We start from the raw sequence: 18605 nt of genomic DNA on the forward strand, positions 1-18605 counted from the left end.
CAACAGCGCCGCGCGCGCCTTCGTCCTTGACAAGGTCGGCCTCATATCTTAGTCGATATATATCTTAGTCGCTAAGAGATTTAGCGACCGTAATTCTCCTAGCACCACGGAAACGTCGGGAGCAAGTCATGTCCAGCCGTCCTCGCAAGGCCCTGATCATCGGCGCCGGCATCGCCGGCCCCGTCGCCGCGATCCTGCTGCGCCGCGCCGGCATCGAATCCGCGATCTACGAGGCCTGGCCCTATTCGAAAGGCATCGGCGGCGGCCTGCAGATCGCGCCGAACGGCATGCATGTCATGGACGAGATCGGGCTGGCGAACGAGCTGATCAGCCGCGGTTCGATCGCGGAGTCCTTCGACTTCTATTCGCAAGACGGCGAGAGGCTCGGCTCGATCAACCGCGACATGGCGCGGCGCTTTGGCCAGCCCGCGGTGAACGTTTGCCGCGCGACGCTGAACGAGATGCTGATCGACAAGGCCTGGTGCGCCTGCGTCTCGCTGTATTTCGAGAAGCGCCTGATCAAAATCGAGGACGGCGGCGATCAGCCGATCATCGCCTATTTCGCCGACGGCACCACCGCCGAAGGCGACTTCCTGATCGGCGCCGACGGCGTGCACTCGGTCGCGCGGCGCCAGGTGATCCCGGATGGGCCCGTCCCGTTCGACACCGGCCTGATCGGCTTCGGCGGCTTCGTGCCGCACGCCGTGCTCGACGGCCGGACGATCGGCCGGCACGTCGAGACCACGTTCGGGCAGAGCGGTTTTTTTGGCTACGGCTATTGCAGCCCCGATCCGAACGACGGCGTGATGTGGTGGAGCACGCAGCCCGCGCACGGCATGGATGCGGCGATGTTTCGCGCGCTCGACCACGCGACGCTGAAGCAGCATTTGCGGGGGTTCCATCGCGGCTGGCATGATCCGATCCCCGCCATCATCGAAGCGGCCGAGAGCATCGCGGTCACCGACACGCTCGACGTCGCCACCCTGCCGATTTGGTCGCGCAAGCGCTCGCTGCTGATCGGCGATGCCGCGCATGCGACCAGTCCGCATGCCGGCCAGGGCGCCTCGCTGGCACTCGAGGATGCGATGCGCCTCGCCCGGCTGATGCAGGAAGGCCAGGAGCTCAGCGCCACCTTCCAGGCCTTCGAGGCCGAGCGACGTCCGCGCGCGGAAAAGATCGTCGCTCTGGCGCGCCGCAACGGCAACAGCAAGCGCGAATTCAGCCCCACCGGCGCGTGGATCCGCAATCAGATGATGAAATGGCTGCTGCCGCTGGGATCGAAGAGCATGGAGTTCATGTACGCGTATGATGCGCGGGCGGTGTAGCTTCTTTCTCCCCCTCTCCCCGTTCTTACGGGGAGAGGATTGGGGTGAGGGGCTGATTCCGCGAAGGCGGTGAGAGTTGGAGTCGCGGACAGTCCCCCTCACCCGGAATTTGCTACGCAAATCCCGGCCTCTCCCCGCAAGCGGGGAGAGGCGAAGAAAGCGCCTAGCTCTCCACCGCGAACGTCAGCCCCGCATTCTCCCGCAGCCGCTTGATCAGCTTGTGCTGCATCGCCGCACCGGGCGTCCAGAGACCGGCCGGGACATCAGGCGTGTCGCGCAGCAGGCAGATCGCGCATTCGGAAATCATCTTGGCCGTCGACGCATAGCCGGGATCGAGATCGCCTTTCACGGCCGCACGAACCTGACGGCCATCGGGCGCGATCGCGACATAGAGCAGGTCATAGCGACCATTGTCGCGCTCTTCCTTTGACGGTCCCTCGCCGGGCTTGAGCGCCTCAGGGCCGGTCTTCTCGCTGTTGGCGGCCATGACGAGCTTTGCGTTGGCCTGGCCTTCATCGCCTGCGCCGGTCAGCACCATCTCGTCGTAGACGAAGTCCCTGCCGTACGGGAATCCCATCAGCATGTTGGAGCGATGGACATTGCGCGTGTTGAGGATCGCCATCGCGAACGGGGCCGACCAGGATTGCAGATCCTCCTCGAAGACAGGCTTGTTGCCGCGCGGCTGTTTCGGCCCCTCGAAGCCGGGCGTGAATGCGAAGGGGTCCTTGAGGATCGGCACGAGGCTGAGATCCTGCGCAACCGCTTCGAACGTGACCCTTGCGCTCGCCGAGGTGCCGCCGGAAAACTTCCAGCTGAGGGCGCGGACGCGTCCTTTGACGCGTGGCGCCGACATTCCGAACACGCGCCGCGCTTCCTCCTGCACGAAGAACGCACCGAGCTCGAACGGGATGGAATCGAAGCCGCAGGAGAACATGATGCGCGCGCCGCTCGCCTTCGCGGCCGCTTCGTGCCGGTCGATCATCTGCTTCAGCCAGATCGGCTCGCCACAGAGATCCATGTAGTCGGTGCCCGACGCGACGCAGGCGGCAAGCAGGTCGGACCCATAAAGCTGGTAAGGGCCGACGGTGGTGACGACCAGCTTCGCCTGATCGACCATCGCGCGCAACGACGCAGGGTCGGCGGCGTCCGCGACGATGAGCGGCGTGCCAGCGGGTGCGCCGATCGCATCGCGAACGGAGGCGAGCTTGTCTTGGCTGCGTCCCGCCATCGCCCATGTCGGGGCCCCGTCACCGACGTAATGCGCGGCGAGATATTCGGCGACGAGTTGGCCGGTGTATCCCGTTGCGCCATAGACGACGATGTCGAACTTCGCGGGCACGGATCAGCGGGCCTTATGCTTCAACTGCGAACGTCAGCCCCGCATTGTCCCGCAGCCGCTTGATCAGTCTGTGCTGCATCGCTGCGCCGGGCGTCCAGAAGCCGGCGGCGACGTCCGTCGTGTCACGCAGCATGCAGATCGCGCATTCCGAGATCATCTTCGAGGTCGAGCCGTAGCCGGGATCGCGGTCGCCGGTGACGCCGGCGCGGACCATGCGGCCGTCAGGTGCGATCGCGACATAGAGCAGATCGAAGAGGCCGTTCTCGCGCTCTTCCTTCGACGGCCCCTCGCCGGGCTTCGGCGCGTCGGGGCCGGTCTTCGCGGCGTTTGCCGCCATCACGCGTTTGGCGTTGGCCTCGCCCTTCTCGCCGGGCCCGGTCAGAACCATCTCGTCGTAGACGAAGTCCTGACCGTAGGGAAATCCCATCAGCATGTTGGAACGATGGACGTTGCGTGTGTTGATCAGCGCCATCATGAACGGCGCGGCCCAGGATTGCAGATCCTCCTCGAGCAGCGACCTGTTGCCCTTCGGCTGCTTCGGCCCGGTGAAGCCCGGCGTCAGCGCGAACGGGTCGTTCAGGATCGTGATGAGGCTGATGTCTTTGGCGACCGCATCGAACGTCGCCTTGGCGCTCGCAGCGGTGCCGCCTGACAGCGTGCCGCGCATGTCGCGCACGCGCCCCTTCACCCGCGCGGCGGGTGCGCCGAACACGCGTTTGGCCTCTTCCTGCACGAAGAACGTACCGAGCTCGAACGGCACGGAATCGAAGCCGCAGGAAAACACGATGCGCGCGCCGCTCGCCTTGGCCTCCGCCTCGTACTTGTCGATCATCTGCCGCATCCAGATCGGCTCGCCGCAGAGGTCGAAATAATCCGTGCCGGTGGCGACGCAGGCAGCTAACAGTTCCTCGCCATAGAACTGATACGGGCCGACGGTGGTGATCACCGACATCGTCTGCTCCGCCATCGCCTTCAGCGAGGCAGCGTCCGACGCATCCGCGACAATCAGCGGCGTATTCCCGGGCGCGCCGACCGCATCGCGTACCGATTTCAGCTTGCCGAGGCTGCGGCCTGCCATCGCCCATTTGAGCGTCTTGTCGCTCTTATAATGCTGGGTCAGATATTCGGCGACGAGCTGACCGGTGAAACCGGTCGCACCGTAGACGATGATGTCGAATTTCGCAGAGCTCATGGTCGGCCTTTACTTCTTCGCGTAACTCACGCCCATGCCGGCACGGACGTCGCTTTGAATACCATAGGGCGGGATCGGATAGCGCAGGCCGTTCTTGGCCAACGCCTTCATGCCCACAACCGCCTTGGCGAGATGTTCCGGCTTCAGGGCCATCAGCATCTCCTCGTCGGGCACGCCGCCATAGCGCCGTTCGGCATAGCATGGCAAGGACAGGCTGGGCTCACCGCTTTTGAGCGCCCGTCCCCAGGAATCCGCGCACGCGGTCTCGCCGACCACACCCCATTCGAACTTCTTGTAGCCGGTATATTGCAGACCGTTGATCAGGATGATCATCTGTCCCGGCGTGGCGTAGACGAGGCAGATGTCGGGCGGATCGAGCCGGCCGCTGGCGAGCGGGCTGACCGCAAGCGCCTGGTACTGGCCGAACGGCACGACGTCCAGCGCCTCCTGGCGCTTGCGCGCGTCCTCTGCCGTGCCGTGCCAGACCCCGACATAGTTTTCGCCGGCGAGCCATTTCTCGTCCTGCGGTGCAAGGCCGATCACCGCGCGGCATTGCGCGCCGACGAGATCCTCGCCGGTAATGCCGACGGTCCAGCCGAGCCGCGAGGCCATGCTGACGATCTGGTCGGTGGTGTGGATCGCATTCGGCCGCCGGATCTTTGGGATCGCCTCCATGTCCGCGGTGCGCGCGAACAGCTTCATGCCGATCACTGTGGTCTTCAGCCGCAGCAGGCTGTTGAGATCGGCGACGAGGCCGGCAAGATCGATGCTGCCTGCACTCTGCTGTTGCATGGTGTTCCCTCCCGGCCGGCGATCACACGCCGTGCATTCTTGTTTTGCAGTCCTCGTTCTCGTCCTTTTCTAATCCTTGGCCGGCCCCGGCAGCAACTCGCCGGTGCGTCCCATGATACGATACGTCAAAAGACCGATCCATTCGCGCACCGCCACGTCGGTCCTGGCAAGACCGTCCCCGCCGATGCGGGTGAACGTGAAGAGATCGTCACGCCCGCCCATGCGCCAGTCCACGGGATAGGCTTCGACGTCAAATCCGGCCTTGCGAAAGATCCCCATCGAGCGCGGCATGTGAAAGGCCGAGGTGACCAGGAGCCAGCGTTCGCCCGGCTTCGGCGACACCAATGGCCTGGTGAAGATCGCATTCTCCCAGGTGTTGCGGGAATCGCGCTCGAGGATCAGGCGCTGCTTCGGGATGCCGAGACTCTCCAGGATCGGCAGGGAGTAGTCGGCCTCCCTGGACCCGGTTTCGACAAGGTTCGCAGTGCCTCCGGTGAAGACGATGCGCGCATTGGGATAGCGGCGCGCGAGCTCGGCCGGCGCAAACAGGCGATCGGCGGCGTGCGAAACCACCGGTGTGCGATGCGCCGCCGACAGATCGGTGTCGATGGAGCCGCCGAGCACGATGATGCCGTCGGGTGCGCCGCGGGCCGGGTCCCACGCCGGAAACCGCGCCTCCAGCGGATAGAGCAGCAGATTGCCGAGCGGCGAGAACGCGGCCAGCGCCAGCACGACCAGCGTGGTCACCGCGAGCTTGCGGCCGAGCGCGTAAAAGCGCGTCGCCAGTAGCAGCAGCGACAGGATTCCGAGCTCGACCAGGAGATTGATCGGCAGCAGCGCCGTGCCGAGGGTCTTGGAAAGAACGAAATACAGGGGAGCCTCGCTGGAATGATCGTGCCATGCGCGGGCTTGACCCGCCCGTCCATCTTCAGAAATCTTCTTGAAAGAGGATCGATCGCCCGGTCAAGTCCGGGCCCGATGAAACCGGACGGACAAGCGCCATGACCCACCACCACCTGCATTCGAGCCCTGAAACCTGTCATTGGGGCTTCTTCGAAGCTGCGCTCAAACCCGTCCTCACCGTCGCGAGCGGTGACGAGGTGACGGTCGACACCATCAGCGGCGGCCCGGACATGTTGCCCGACCGCGGCAAGTTTCACATTCCCCCGGAGATATTCGAGGTTCATGCCAGAAATGAGCGCATGCTGCCCGGCCATATCCTCACCGGCCCGATCGCGGTCGAGGGGGCCGAGCCCGGTGACGTGCTCGCGGTCGAGATCCTCGACGTCCAGCTCCGGCAGGATTGGGGCTGGAACATGATCAAGCCGCTGTCAGGCACCCTGCCCGACGATTTCCACGAGACGCGCATCCTGAACATCCCGCTCGACCGCTCGCGGATGGTCGGCCGCATGCCGTGGGGACTGGACCTGCCCCTCAAGCCGTTCTTCGGCGTGATGGGCGTCTCGCCGCCGCCGGCCTGGGGCCGCATCTCCTCGCTCGTTCCCCGCGCCATGGGCGGCAATCTCGACAACAAGGAGCTTGGCGCCGGTGCGACACTCTACCTGCCTGTATTCGTTCCCGGCGCGCTGTTCTCCTGCGGCGACGGCCATGGCGTGCAGGGCGACGGCGAGGTCTGCGTCACCGCGATCGAGACCGCGCTCCAGGGCCGCTTCCGACTGACGCTGCGCAAGGATCTCAGGCTCGATTATCCCCGCGGCGAGACGCCGACGCACTACATGACCATGGCGATGGACCCCGATCTCGACCAGTGCGTGGTGCGGGCGCTGCGCGACATGATCGTGCTGCTCGGCGAGAGGCGAAACCTGTCTCGCGAGGACGCCTACACGCTGTGCAGCCTGGCGGCGGATCTGCGGGTGACCCAGACCGTCAACGGCTCCAAGGGCATCCATTGCATGATCGAAAAGGCGATCGTGCACGGCTGATCTCGGACCGCCCTTCCTGACCCGTCGATGCCACACCGCCGCCCGGTCGCTCGGGCGGCGTGCCGCGCCATGCCAACTTTCCCAGCGATTCCAATGGGCTGATGCACCGGCCTAATCCGGATTTGACTTCCGCCTCTAAACCTAAATAGAGTCTTAATCGTTACTTTTATGTACCCGAGTAAGAGGCTAGCGTTCGGCCATGGCCACCGAAAAAGCCGAGACTGACCGCATTCCCGTAACCTTGGCGCTCTCGACCATCACCTATCTGGAGAAGCTGGTGAGACAGGGCACCCACGGCACCAGCGTTCCCGGCGTCGCGCGTACATTGATCGAGGAAGGCATCCGTCTCGCCATCAAGGACGGACTTTTGTCGATTCGCGACAATGGCAGGACGTGACGCGCGCCGAACGTGAGGCGGACGGATCTCGAGAAGCGGATGGCCGACATCTGCAACCTGGGACCGCTACACATGCCTGTTCTCTCGCCGAATTCTTCACAGACCAGTTCTTCGCAAACTCGTTCTTCAAAGACGTGTTCGTCAAAGACTTGCTCATCAAAGACTTGCTCATCAAAGACTTGGACCGACGACCGGATCGAGCTCCTGAAGCGGCACTTCGAGACCGGGCTCTCGTGCCGCGAGATCGCTGCCGACATCGGCGTCAGCCGCAATGCCGTGATCGGCAAGCTGTCCCGCCTGAATCTGACGCGCGGCCGGACGATCGACGACCGCAAGGTTCATGACAGGGGTTTGGCGCCGGCGCGCGCGCCGCGGACCGTGCCGCGGCTGCAATACGAGATGCTCGCCACCATCTACGGCGAGACGGACGGGCCCCCGGTCACCGGCCCGATCGACGATGCCAATCGCTGCTCGCTGCTGGAGCTTGCTGAAAATCGCTGCCGCTGGCCGATCTCGACGCCTGGCGCGGACGATTTCTGCTTCTGCGGCAACTCCGCGCCTGACGGCCAGTCCTATTGCGCCGGCCACAGCCGCCTCGCCTACCGGCCGAACTCCCGCGCGCGCGTCATGCGCGGCTGAGCAGTCCCAAAACGAAAAACCTCCGGCAGGGCATTGCCGGAGGTTTCTGGAGGTTTAGCATCAAGTCAAGAGCCGCATCTTTCGAAATCGGCTAACGGCTATATAGCTTAGTAACTCAGGTAAGTAAATAAGTTGGGGGCCGATCAGATCGCATGGCTCGTCTTCGTCGTCCGCACGGGCTGCCGGATTTCCGCAAGTCCGCCTCGTAAACTCGTAAAAAAGCCCCGGCGGTGTCCCGCCGGGGCTGCGTCAGATCCGAAGACCTCGAGCTTACCAGTTGCGCTGGGCGCGCACCAACAGGCTGTAGGTGTCCTGGTCCTTCATTTCGTACGTGGCCGCAGGCTTGGCAACGCTCGTGAGCGCCGGCGTCGTGATCACGCCCGAGTACTTCTGGTCGAGGTGGCTGTAGGTGAAGTCAGCCGAGAAGGTCAGGTTCTTGACCGGGGTCCAGCGGGTGATGACACCGACCTGGCCGATGTTGAAGTCCGGGTTACAGGTGCCGGTCAGGGTCGCGAACGCGGCGCTGCCGCAGATCAGGCCCTTGGCCGTGCCGCTGTAGTTGACCGCAGCCCACGCGCCGTACAGCGCCGTGTTCCAATACGGGCTCCAATTGTGGGTGTAGGCGCCACGGAAGCCGTAGGTCTTGGTCAGCTCGAGGCCGCCGCCGGGACCGAACACCGCGTCAGACACGCCGGCAAAGCCGATGCTCTGATACGCTGCGTTCGAGCTGCCGAACATCGAGTAGCTGGTTGCGGCCAGCGACTGGAAGTTATAGCGGCTCGCGCCGTCGGTGTAGACGCCCGAGATGTTGATCACGTCGCCTGCGCCGGTCGGAATGTTCTTGATGGCGAGAGCGAGCTGAACGGCCCAGCCCCACTTGTCTTCCGGGTGACCGGTGACTTCGGACGCGCCATAATAGCCGACGTGGTTGTCGTGCGCGGCAACCGACGCCTGGAACAGACCCCAGGCCTGGTCGACGCGGACCATGCCGACGAGGTCGGGAGACCGGGTGCCGCCGATGTCGTTCGAGCCGTAGGCGCCGCCGAGCACGCCCGTGGTGCTCATACCCGCGGTGTTCCAGATGTTGGTCGTGAAGAACTGACTCTGGTCCTGCGCCGAGAACGCGGCCGTCACGCCCTGGCCGAAATCAGCCGTGTAGGTGAACTGGGCGACGCCGTTGGTCGAGCCGCTGCCGCCGACCAGCTGGTCGAAGTTGTTGCCGGGGTAGTTGACCCAGGGCGCGTCGAACTGCGAGACGGCCTTACCCATGGTGAAGCCGGCGAACTGGATGAAGGCGTAGTAGACGCCGAGCGCACCGCCCGAGATGTTGCCGTCGGTGGCGTTGACGTTGCCGCTGCCCGAGCCGACGAGGCCGGTGCCGGCCGCGTTGAGGCCGAGCGTGCCGCTGTACTGGGTGGCGCCCGTTCCCGAACCGGTGCCGACATAGTTGCCGCTCGTCCAGGTGAAGACCGCATCGAAATAGGTGCGGACCACGCCATACTCGGTGGCGGTGCGGGTGTCGATGTTGAGATCTTCACGAGCGCGCATCGAGTAGTAATTGGTGAGGCGGTTGTTCGCCGCGAACACGCCGTTGTACTGGGCGCTGTAGTTGCCGCCGGCGTTGAGCGCCACTTCGGCACGCAGATAGCCGCCCAGCTTGACGCAGGTGTCGCTGCCCGGGATGTAGTAGAAACCCGCGCCGTAGAGCGAGCAGACCTTCACGTACTCGACCGCCTTGGCCTTGACCGGAAGATCAGCCGCCTGGGCTCCACCGACGGCGATCAGACCCGCCGCAGTGCCGAGCAAAAGGCTCTTCACTACTTTCATTTAAAACCTCCAAGTTGTTCATTTTACGGAGACCGGACCGTGAGGCCCCCCAAGATCCCCGTCTCTCCAAATCCGCTCGGCCGCTTCGCGCTTTCGGACACACCCGCCTTCGACGCGAGGGACATGAGCGAACCACCTGCAACGGGACGATCGAGTACCCCCCACCGCCACGAAGCAATATGCCTGCGCCGTTCCCCTAATCAAAATAGTTTATTTGGTAATGTATGTGGTTTCACCAAACCTGTGCCTCGCGCGCAACACCCGGCTGAAGCGATTCTGCTGAGAAGATCATGTTTGTAGTTTTAGTGACAAAATTACCCTGCTCTGCACTTGCGTCAGGGCAGGCTTGCGTGGACTATGGCTTGCACGACACCGGCCGCAGAGAATTCAGATCACGGGAGTGACGCTGTGTCAGCCACGAGGAAAGAAGGGGCGCGCCTCCGCCCCATCGGCAATCTGGATATCATCAGGCGCTTCACCTGGGAGATATCGTCGATCAACATGTACCTCGAGGAGCTGCGTCAGTTCTGGGCGAGAACGCTCGGCATCAGCGGCCCGCAATGGTTGATCCTGATGGCGATCTCCGACCTCGACAAGGACGACGGCATCCCGGTCAACGTCGTCTCCAAGCTCCTCCACGTCGATCCGTCGTTCGTCACCACCCAGTCCAAGCTGCTCGAGAAGAAGGGCCTGTTGCGCCGCCGCCCCTCGCTGACCGACGCAAGGGTGGTCCGGCTGTCCCTGACCGAGAAGACGCAGAAGCATCTGACGAGCCTCAACGAGCAGTACAAGACGATCAGGGAATTCGTCTTCCAGGAGTTCGACGAGAAAGAACTGACGGAATTCACCACCAAGCTCGCGACGTTGAAGACCCGCCTCGAAAAGGCCTGTGTCCGCCTGACCCTCGACTTCTGACGCAGCGGCCGCTGCTAGATGCGCCCCGCGGCGCCGAGCCGCGATTCGAGCCAGTCGAAGATGTATTCGTTGGCGAGGCTCGGATTGTCCGCATGGGCCTGCGCCGCGCCGGTTTCGGCCGCGGTGAACACCTTCAGCATGACATCCGAGGGGCCGAGCCGGGACGTCTTGACGATCTGACGCGCCCGATCGGCCTTGAGCCAGCCGTCCTCACCCAGCGTGATCAGCACCGGACAGTCGGCGCTGGAGGCCATCAGCGGAGCATGCGGCACCGGGACGATGCTGACGTCGCTCATCGCGAATCGGCTGGCAAAGAACGCCCGCTCGTGCAGATCCCACAGGCCGCCGTCGCAGACGGCGGCGGCAAGCCGCGGCTCCTGCAATACCGCGCGCGCCACGAAGGAAGAGCCCCAGCCGTCGGCGACGATCGCGACGCGCTCGAAATCGACGTCGCTGCACGTCTCCAGATAATCCATGACGCACGGAATCGAACTCTCGAGATCCCGACGCCGCAACAGCACGTCGAGATAATCGTCGCGCTGGTCGCCGAAGAGGTCCAGCGCCAGCATCGAGAAGCCCCGCTCGCGCGCATGCGGCGCGAGCTTGAACAGAAACTCCTCCTTGCGGTGGCCCGGCTCTCCGATACAGATCACGGTCGGGGCTCGCGCCCTTCCCGAGGGCGCGGGCAGGAAATAGCCCTGCAACGAATGTCCGTCGAGCCAGGGAATCGTCACGACGTCCCCGGCCGGATCGCGCGCGGTGAGGAAGCGGCGGGCGCAATCCTGCATCGCCAGCACCGCGACCCAGCGGCGCTCGTCGGCCTGATCGAGCGGCATTGCGGCCGCGCTGTAGTAGTTCATGGCGCGGAGCCAGTTGCGCTGCGCGGTCGCCCGATGGCCTTCCGCGAACGCGGCCTCGGCACGGTGCCGGTTGGCCTGCGCCAGCTTCTTCCACTCGTGATGCCAGGACTGGTCGTCGCCCCGCTTCAGCTGCCGCGCGATCATCAGGCATTCCGCGATCGTGGCGCCGCCCTCCTGGGCCGCGGTGAGGAGTCGCGTGAACTCAGCGGAAATTTCCTCTCGCTCCGGGCAAAGGATCCAGTCGTCGGAGAGGCATGCGGGTATCATCGGGAGCTACGCTCTGGTCATCGCCTTACACACGACTGACTAAACTATTTTGGTTCCCTGACCAAGCCGCTGTGCGCCGAATGAGAGCCGTTCAAGATCACCATCGCTTGAACGCATCGGCGCGTCGCATGCGTGACATTCCTATTCGTCATAAGTAGCCGAACACTGGCAACAGGTGGCACGTAAAATTACTTGCAAATGACCTGCGCGCCTCTTGCCATGATGATCATCATACCTATATCCGCGCGCGCTTGTTGGCGGTCTCAGCCAAGCCGCCAGCCGACCTCCTGCGTAAAACTTTCGTAGAAGGTGCGGTCGTAGGCTTGCTCCGGTGTGGCGCGCACGCGCTCGTCAAGACGTCTTGCGTCCTCGCCCACGAGAATGCGCCATTGCTCCGCCTTGACCCCGTCGAGGATGATCTTCGCGGCCTGCGCCGCCGTGGTCGGCGCGTCCTCGAGGAAGCTGCGGGCGCGCTCGGCAAACACCGCCTGGATGTCCTCGTCCGACATCTTGTCGGCATCCGGCACGCCGGCCGCGACCATGCGCTTGCGGGTCAGCACGACCTCGTCGGGATTGAGCCGATCCGAGCCGTCACTGCTCTGCACCTTGCGCGAGTTGGAGACGATCGAGGTACCGATATGGCCGGGCATCACCACCGAGCATTTGACGTGCGGTGCGTGCAGGCGGAGGTCGTTGATCAGCGCTTCGGTAAATCCTTTCACCGCGAACTTCGCCGAGCTGTAGGCGGTGTGGGCCTGGTTCATGCCGATCGAGGCCCAGAAGCCGTTGACGCTCGCGGTGTTGACGATGTGGGCCTCGTCGGCTGCGACCAGCATCGGCAGGAAGGTGCGGACGCCGAGATAGACGCCGCCCCAGCAGATGTTGAAGGTGCGCTCCCACTGCTCGCGCGTGTTGGTGAACAGGCTGCCGCCGCCACCGATGCCGGCGTTGTTGAACAGAAGATGGATCCGGTCGGTCTTCTGCTGCTCGGCGAGCTCATCGCGAAAACGCTTCAGATGCTCCTCGATCGAGACGTCGGCGACATGGGTCGTGACGCGCAGGCCCTGCGGCAGCGTCTCGACCTCGCACAGCCGTTTGGTCTCGGCCATGGCGGCTTCCGAGACGTCGCACATGGCGACATTGCAACCCTCGGCGACGAGCTGCCGCGCGAGCTCGCGTCCCATCCCCGTGCCGCCGCCGGTGATGACGGCGATCTTTCCTGCAAAATCCTTCATGGGACTTTCGACCCTCCCCTTGTCGGTATGTTTCTTCAGAGCATGATCCGGACCCGAAGGGCCGCGTTAGCGCAAAGTATGAAGCGGTTTTCCGAAGAGATCATGTTCAAAATAACCTAAAGCGCGATGGCGATTCACTCCAATCTCATCGCGCTTTGGCGCCGCGCATGGGGCGCGCCCAAAATGTAGCAGCGCCGCATCCGCAGGTAAAAGCGGATCGGCGCTGCCATCTTCACCAGTAATTTCGGGGCGTGGACTATTCAGCCGCCTCGACACGCCCGTTCAACGCGCCGAGCCCGTCCAGCGCCTTGCGGATCGCGGCCTGCTGCACGGGCGAGGCCTCCGGCATCGGCGCGCGCGGATACGTCCTGGGCAGGCCCTGGAGCGTCTGCGCATAGCGCGTGCAGGCCGGCAGATTATCGGCGATCACGGCGTTCCACAGCGTCAGCAGCTTCCTGTGCAGATCGAGCGCGCGGGGATGGTCGCCCGCCTTCACCGCATCCCACAGCGCGACCGAGGCATGCGGCGCCGCGGTCAGGATCGCGGCGATCGAGCCATGAGCCCCCAGCGTGTAGGACGGATACATCAGCGCATCGACCGCGCTGTAGATCAGCTTGTCCGGCGCCATCATCATGAGGTCCGCGAACAGTTTCAGATCGCCCGCGCTCTGCTTGACGCCGACCACCAGCGGCACCTCGGTCATGATCCGCGTCAGCAGCGCCGGCGACAGATAAGACCACGGCACCACGTTGTAGATGATGATGGGCATGCCGGTCTCATCGGCCATGGCGCGGAAATGCGCCACCATCGCCTCGTCGTCCGGCTTGAACAGATAATGCACCGGCGTGACCTGGAGAGCGGCGACATTCATGTCGCGCACCAGCTTGCCGCGGCGGATCGCATCGCGCGTGGAATCGACGATGATGCCGGCGATCACGGGAATGCGTCCCTTCACCGCCGCAACCGTCGCCTCCATCAGGTCGCGATATTCCTCGTGGTCGAGCGTGTGCCCCTCGCCGGTCGAGCCGCCGGCCGCGACGCCATGCGCGCCGGCGCCGATCATCCAGTCGACCTGGGGCGCCACCAGCTCAAAGTCGATCTGGCCGTCTTTCCGGAACGGCGTCGTCATCGGCGGAATCACGCCGGTCGGTCGTGCCTTCATGGTCTGCCCTCGCGTTTCCATTTCCCTGTGCCGGTCCCGCTCTTTGGCGGGTGCCCACGGCCTCCTCAGCCTACCGGCTGCGAGCGGCCTGTGAAGCGCTTCAGGCGCGGCGCTGCCCCCGGAATTCGACATCCCTGGGCTCAGCGCCCGTCCGGCTTCCCCGTATTTTCCCGGCTTCGGTTTAAGGGCAATTTTTTTACAATCCGAATCGTCAAATGGACTCCGGACGCTGGGTCGAGTCGGCCAGGCCAGCGTGTTGTTTGTGTCACAGGCTCTGGCACTCCGCTTGCATCCTCTTCGTGGTCAGAAACTACCGATGAGGTGACTGGAATGTTCGTGACCGTCGTTGCCGTGCTCTGCCGGCTGAGTGCAGCCAGCTCAGGCAGTTGCATCGAGGAAATCGTGACCGACAGCAACATGACGCCCGAGATGTCGATGATGCAGTGTGCGATCGGCGCACAGGCCCCCTTGGCGAAATGGATGGGCGAACATCCGATCTACCACGCCAACTGGCGGCTCGAGCGCTACAAATGCGTGCCGGGACACTACGAGATCAAGGGCCACGCCTAAGGCCCGCAAAACTACTGATACCAAGACGACGGACCAAGACTAAAAACGAGGAAACGCCCCGGGGGCCGCATGGTCTTTCCGCGCGGGCATCGACAGCGCCAGCCCCCCTTGCGGTGGCGCGCTTTGTGACAACGATCACACCTCCCCTTAAGCCACCGCTCGCAGAATGATCGCACGCGCGCGTCGCCCTTCCGGCGTCGGCATCAGCGCGTAATTGTGCGGCTGGTCACGGAGCAGATGCAGCTCGACCGGCACGCCCACCGCCCTCGCCCGCTCCGCGAGCTCGACGCTATCAGGGTAGAGCAGATCGCGCGTGCCCGAGAAGATCGTCATCGGCGCAAGGCCGCGGAAGGCGCCATTGAGCGGACTGACGAAGGGGTGGCCGACATCGAGCTCGCCGGCATAGAACCGCCCCGCCGCGATGATCCCCGGAATATCCTGGATCGGATCGCGCGCCGCGATCGCGACCTGCTCCGGACGGCTGACCGACGCATCCGCCGCCGGCGAGATCAGCATCAGCCGGGACGGCTGCCGATGCCCGCGATCGCGCAGCCACTGGCATGCGGCGAGCGCGAGGCCCGCGCCGGCCGAATTGCCGACCACCGTGACCTTTGCGGACCCGGCATCCTCCAGCAACATCCGCAACAGCTCGGCCGTCGCCGGCACGACGTCCTTTGCGGTCGCGCGCGGTGCAAGCGGATAGATCGGCACGACGCAGCACACGCGCGCCCCACGCGTCATCTGGCCAACGAAGCGCCAATGCGCCGGCACGATCTCGTTGATGTAGCCGCCACCATGCAGGAACATGACGTAGTTGCAGCCCTCATGACCTGATGACGGCGCCGTGTAATAGACCGGCCACCCTCCCATCTTGGTCAGCGTCGCCTCGACGCCGCGACCGAGCCCCGTCGGCTCAAACGAGGCCGGCTGCAACGCGAGCTTCTGCACATGCGCCCGCACCGCCTCGGCGGACGCCAGTTGCTCCTTGTATGGAAGCTGCCGCAGCAGCATGTTGAAGGCGCGGCTTTGCAGGCTTGGTGCAGGATCGCGCCGGGCCGGCGTACCGAAAACGCAGCCGCCCGGACAGAACTGCAAGGCAGACACAAGTCTTGCAACGCTCATGGCCACATCCCCATCCGGCGCTTTCGACACGGCGACAAAGAGGCTTGCCGACCCGCCGCCATTTGCCGCTATAATGCGAGCATTCACTCGCTTTTCCTACTCGCATTCAGATCACAAGGCCGTGGCCCGCAAACCGCCCACAACCCCCCGGAAAAACGCCTCGCAGGAGCGGTCCCGCGCCACCGTCGACGCGTTGGTCGAGGCAACTGCTCGCATTCTGGTCAAGGAAGGCTTTGAGAAGGCCAGCACCAACCGCATCGCTGACATCGCCGGCGTCAGCGTCGGCTCGCTCTATCAATATTTTCCCAGCAAGGAGGCGCTCGTCGCCGCCGTGATCGACCGCCACAACGAGGAGATCATGGGCATCGTCCGCACAGCCCTCACCGAAGTCGCCGACCTTCCGATCGACAAGGCCGTGCGAAAACTCGTGACCGTTGCGATCGAAGCCCACCGCATCGACCCGAAACTGCACCGCGTCCTCGCCGAGCAGATCCCCCGCACCGGCCAGCTCAAGGACGTCGAAGCCTTCAACCGCGAAGTCCACACCCTCGTGCGCGCCTATCTCGAAAGTCGCCGCAAGGAGATGCGCAAGATCGATCCCGGCTTGGCCGCCTTCATCTGCGTCAGCGCGATCGAAGCCGTCGCGCACAACACGGTCCTGAACCAGGCCGAGATGCTGTCGGAGAAGACGGTGAGGACGCTCGTGGACGAAACGACACGGATGGTGGTGGGGTATTTGAGGTAGGTGCTGGTCATGCAGCAACTGGCATCCGTCGCTCGGCGACGATGACGGCAGATGCACTGTGACTATGATCACTGAGGCATGTTCCGCGATCCCCTATCGAGAACTGCCGAAAGCCGTGGTATAGCAATGGCATATTTTAAGGTGGTAACCCGCAGGGACCGGCGTGTCGAAAGAACCATGAGAACCATGCAATTGGTGGCTGCGGCCATTCTGTTCGTTGTGTGCTTCGTTCTCCTTCAAAGTTCACCGACCTGTGCCGAAACGCGAATCGCGTTGGTCATCGGCAACGGCGCATATCAGAACGTTTCACGCCTACCCAACCCGGCAAACGATGCCAAGGCGGTCGCCGCCGCGCTCCGGCGATCAGGATTCGACACGATCATAGCAACCGATCTCGACAAGCAAGGCATGGAAGACGCGACTATCCGGTTCGCCCGCGCTGCGCGGGAAGCCGACATCGCACTCTTCTATTACAGTGGGCACGCGCTTCAATTCAACGGTGTGAACTATCTGGCGCCGACCGACGCGAAATTGGCGGACGAGTCTGACCTGCGCCGGATGACTCGCGTGGACGAGATTGTTTCCGATCTCCAACAGGCAAAGTCCCTTCGTATCCTGGTCCTCGATTCCTGCCGGGACAATCCGCTTGCCGAGCAACTGCGTCGCTCGATCGGCACTACGCGCTCACTGCCAATCGGGCGCGGGCTAGCCAAGATCGACACGCCGCAGGGAATGATCATGGCCTATGCAACGCAGGCCGGGCGTACAGCCGAGGACGGTGACGGAAACAACAGCCCCTACACGAGCGCATTCCTCAAGCATATTGAAGAGCAAAACGAGATCGGCACGATTTTCCGCGAGGTCAGCGAGGATGTCTATGAAGCCACCAAGCACGCCCAGCTTCCGGAGCTTTCGCTTTCGATTATCGGCCGGTTCTATTTGCGGGGAATGAAAGCGGAGCCGGCGACCGCGACAGATCCGAAGACGGCGGCGCCAATAAAGACAACCAGTTCAGACTTCGATGCAGCGGTTGGCGTCGATACGGTGGCGGGATGGGAAGCATTCCTCAAGCAGCATTCTGAAGGGTTCTATGCAGACTTGGCGCGCGAGCGCAAAGCCAACCTCGAGAAGAGGACAAAAGTCGGCGACCAAGGCAAAGAACTCGCATCGGTCCTGCCGACGGAGAAATCTGAACAAACCCCTTCGGCGGTCGACGTGCCCAAGGTTTTGCAGGTCGAACTTCGGCGCGTGGGCTGCAATACGGGGAGTGTCGACGGGAATTGGAGCGCTGCGTCACGGATGGCGATGGAGCTTTTCAACAAGCACGCTGGTATGCACCTGGACGTCAAAGTCGCGAGCACCGACGCATTGGACGTCGTGAAGAGCAAGGTCGGACGAGTATGTCCGCTCCTCTGCGAACGCGGCTTTGTCGCCTCCGGCGATAGATGCCTGGAAATATCGTGTGACGCCGGATCGTTCGTGAACGACAGGAACGAATGCGAAAAAAGACGCGAGAAGCCGTCGCGGCAGCAACAGGATGTCAAACCTAGGCCATCGGCTCCCCCGAAGAATTCAGTTGCGCAAACACCGCCCCGTGAAGCTGGTTCCGGCAGTCCCGGTCAATGCAATGTTTACGGACAATGCATCGACATCTGTCACAGCCGCGGCGGAACCGGTAACGGATGCTCGAAATATTGCTCGCGATATACGCGATGCTGAATCGCCAGCGGTTTCCAGGCATGGAGACCGTGCTGATGGCGCCACGATGACACCATACCCCTGTTTTGCCCGACACGTCAAATCGCTTCGGAAAAACGGAATCCAATCAATGACATCGCTACTGTGCATGGGGTTGTTTTCGGCATTCTAGTTTGCCGACCACCGAAGCAGCCACCGCAACCAACCGCCGCGCATGCGTCACCGGCAGCAGCTGGCTCCACGCCGCCGCACAATCGACCCGACAGATGCTTTGAGAAAAATGGTCGGAGCGAGAGGATTTGAACCTCCGACCCCTAGTCTCCCAGACTAGTGCGCTAACCGGGCTGCGCCACGCTCCGAACGTCGTTCCATTAGCTAGGATCGCCGCTTTGCGCAAGGCAAGGTCACACCATTTTGGTGTCGCCGTCCAAAGCCCCCGGAACTGCCGGCAAAGCCGAGGAAAAAGGCCCTACCCGTCCTTCAGCGCCTGGTCCAGCATGTCCCGGCACGCGACGAGGTCGGCGAGCACCCGTCCGAGCCGCTCCCGGTCCAGCGCGCTGGGGCCGGCGGGCGCGGC

At 63.6% G+C, this 18605-nt stretch carries 17 protein-coding genes, 1 tRNA gene and 1 pseudogene; 8 read left to right on the forward strand and 11 right to left on the reverse strand.

Annotation, left to right across the window (positions count from 1 at the left end; translation table 11 throughout):
* The first annotated feature begins 128 nt into the window (after positions 1-128).
* Entirely contained in the window at positions 129-1325 is a 1197-nt protein-coding gene (locus IVB31_RS10790) for an FAD-dependent monooxygenase (RefSeq protein WP_247321625.1), read from the forward strand.
* Positions 1326-1488: 163 nt separating this feature from the next.
* Here IVB31_RS10790 and IVB31_RS10795 read toward each other — a convergent pair whose 3' ends face one another.
* The 4 genes from IVB31_RS10795 to IVB31_RS10810 form a co-directional block, all read right to left on the reverse strand.
* Positions 1489-2664: a saccharopine dehydrogenase NADP-binding domain-containing protein gene (locus IVB31_RS10795; RefSeq protein ID WP_247321627.1), complete on the reverse strand. Its 1176-nt coding sequence runs from the start codon at positions 2662-2664 to the stop codon at positions 1489-1491.
* Positions 2665-2677: 13 nt separating this feature from the next.
* A complete protein-coding gene (locus IVB31_RS10800) occupies positions 2678-3856 on the reverse strand; it encodes a saccharopine dehydrogenase NADP-binding domain-containing protein (RefSeq protein WP_247321629.1) in 1179 nt (392 codons plus the stop codon).
* 9 nt (positions 3857-3865) lie between these two features.
* Positions 3866-4648: a DUF169 domain-containing protein gene (locus tag IVB31_RS10805; RefSeq protein WP_247321631.1), complete on the reverse strand. Its 783-nt coding sequence runs from the start codon at positions 4646-4648 to the stop codon at positions 3866-3868.
* Between the two features lie 69 nt (positions 4649-4717).
* The gene (locus tag IVB31_RS10810) at positions 4718-5485 is read right to left on the reverse strand and encodes a YdcF family protein (RefSeq protein WP_247322117.1); all 768 of its coding nucleotides are present in this window, start codon (positions 5483-5485) and stop codon (positions 4718-4720) included.
* A gap of 164 nt (positions 5486-5649) precedes the next feature.
* Here IVB31_RS10810 and IVB31_RS10815 point away from each other — a divergent pair, with 164 nt between their 5' ends.
* The 3 genes from IVB31_RS10815 to IVB31_RS10825 all read left to right on the forward strand — a co-directional run bounded on the left by IVB31_RS10815 (position 5650) and on the right by IVB31_RS10825 (position 7627).
* A complete protein-coding gene (locus IVB31_RS10815) occupies positions 5650-6591 on the forward strand; it encodes an acetamidase/formamidase family protein (protein WP_247321633.1) in 942 nt (313 codons plus the stop codon).
* Between the two features lie 199 nt (positions 6592-6790).
* The gene (locus tag IVB31_RS10820) at positions 6791-6988 is read left to right on the forward strand and encodes a hypothetical protein (RefSeq protein ID WP_007603456.1); all 198 of its coding nucleotides are present in this window, start codon (positions 6791-6793) and stop codon (positions 6986-6988) included.
* Positions 6989-7027: 39 nt separating this feature from the next.
* Positions 7028-7627, forward strand: coding sequence for a GcrA family cell cycle regulator (locus IVB31_RS10825; RefSeq protein WP_247321635.1), 600 nt, complete (start codon positions 7028-7030; stop codon positions 7625-7627).
* 270 nt (positions 7628-7897) lie between these two features.
* On the opposite strand, the gene IVB31_RS10830 is transcribed toward IVB31_RS10825, so the two are convergent.
* A complete protein-coding gene (locus IVB31_RS10830) occupies positions 7898-9454 on the reverse strand; it encodes a porin (RefSeq protein ID WP_247321637.1) in 1557 nt (518 codons plus the stop codon).
* 408 nt (positions 9455-9862) lie between these two features.
* On the opposite strand from IVB31_RS10830, the gene IVB31_RS10835 reads away from it, so the two are divergent.
* A complete protein-coding gene (locus tag IVB31_RS10835) occupies positions 9863-10369 on the forward strand; it encodes a MarR family transcriptional regulator (protein ID WP_247321639.1) in 507 nt (168 codons plus the stop codon).
* A 14-nt stretch (positions 10370-10383) separates the two neighbouring features.
* On the opposite strand, the gene IVB31_RS10840 is transcribed toward IVB31_RS10835, so the two are convergent.
* The 3 genes from IVB31_RS10840 to IVB31_RS10850 form a co-directional block, all read right to left on the reverse strand.
* Positions 10384-11496 (reverse strand): alpha/beta hydrolase, encoded by a 1113-nt coding sequence (locus IVB31_RS10840; RefSeq protein WP_247321651.1) that lies wholly within the window; start codon positions 11494-11496, stop codon positions 10384-10386.
* Between the two features lie 263 nt (positions 11497-11759).
* Positions 11760-12731 (reverse strand): SDR family NAD(P)-dependent oxidoreductase, encoded by a 972-nt coding sequence (locus tag IVB31_RS10845; protein WP_247321654.1) that lies wholly within the window; start codon positions 12729-12731, stop codon positions 11760-11762.
* A 256-nt stretch (positions 12732-12987) separates the two neighbouring features.
* Positions 12988-13893: a dihydrodipicolinate synthase family protein gene (locus tag IVB31_RS10850; RefSeq protein WP_247321656.1), complete on the reverse strand. Its 906-nt coding sequence runs from the start codon at positions 13891-13893 to the stop codon at positions 12988-12990.
* A gap of 330 nt (positions 13894-14223) precedes the next feature.
* Between IVB31_RS10850 and IVB31_RS10855 the strand changes: the two genes are divergently transcribed.
* A complete protein-coding gene (locus tag IVB31_RS10855; protein WP_028152628.1) occupies positions 14224-14463 on the forward strand; it encodes a hypothetical protein in 240 nt (79 codons plus the stop codon).
* 147 nt (positions 14464-14610) lie between these two features.
* Here IVB31_RS10855 and IVB31_RS10860 read toward each other — a convergent pair whose 3' ends face one another.
* Positions 14611-15585 (reverse strand): alpha/beta fold hydrolase, encoded by a 975-nt coding sequence (locus tag IVB31_RS10860; RefSeq protein WP_247321658.1) that lies wholly within the window; start codon positions 15583-15585, stop codon positions 14611-14613.
* Between the two features lie 121 nt (positions 15586-15706).
* On the opposite strand from IVB31_RS10860, the gene IVB31_RS10865 reads away from it, so the two are divergent.
* Complete coding sequence (locus tag IVB31_RS10865; protein ID WP_247321660.1) at positions 15707-16330, forward strand: TetR/AcrR family transcriptional regulator; 624 nt, start codon at positions 15707-15709, stop codon at positions 16328-16330.
* Positions 16331-16507: 177 nt separating this feature from the next.
* Positions 16508-18049, forward strand: coding sequence for a caspase family protein (locus IVB31_RS10870; protein WP_247321662.1), 1542 nt, complete (start codon positions 16508-16510; stop codon positions 18047-18049).
* Between the two features lie 260 nt (positions 18050-18309).
* On the opposite strand, the gene IVB31_RS10875 is transcribed toward IVB31_RS10870, so the two are convergent.
* Together IVB31_RS10875 and IVB31_RS10880 are read right to left on the reverse strand one after the other, a co-directional pair.
* Positions 18310-18387: transfer RNA gene (locus tag IVB31_RS10875), tRNA-Pro, on the reverse strand.
* 110 nt (positions 18388-18497) lie between these two features.
* A pseudogene (locus IVB31_RS10880) lies at positions 18498-18605 on the reverse strand (MerR family transcriptional regulator); the annotation flags it as partial.

The sequence above is a fragment of the Bradyrhizobium sp. 21 genome, assembly GCF_023073335.1.
Taxonomy (GTDB): Bacteria; Pseudomonadota; Alphaproteobacteria; order Rhizobiales; family Xanthobacteraceae; genus Bradyrhizobium.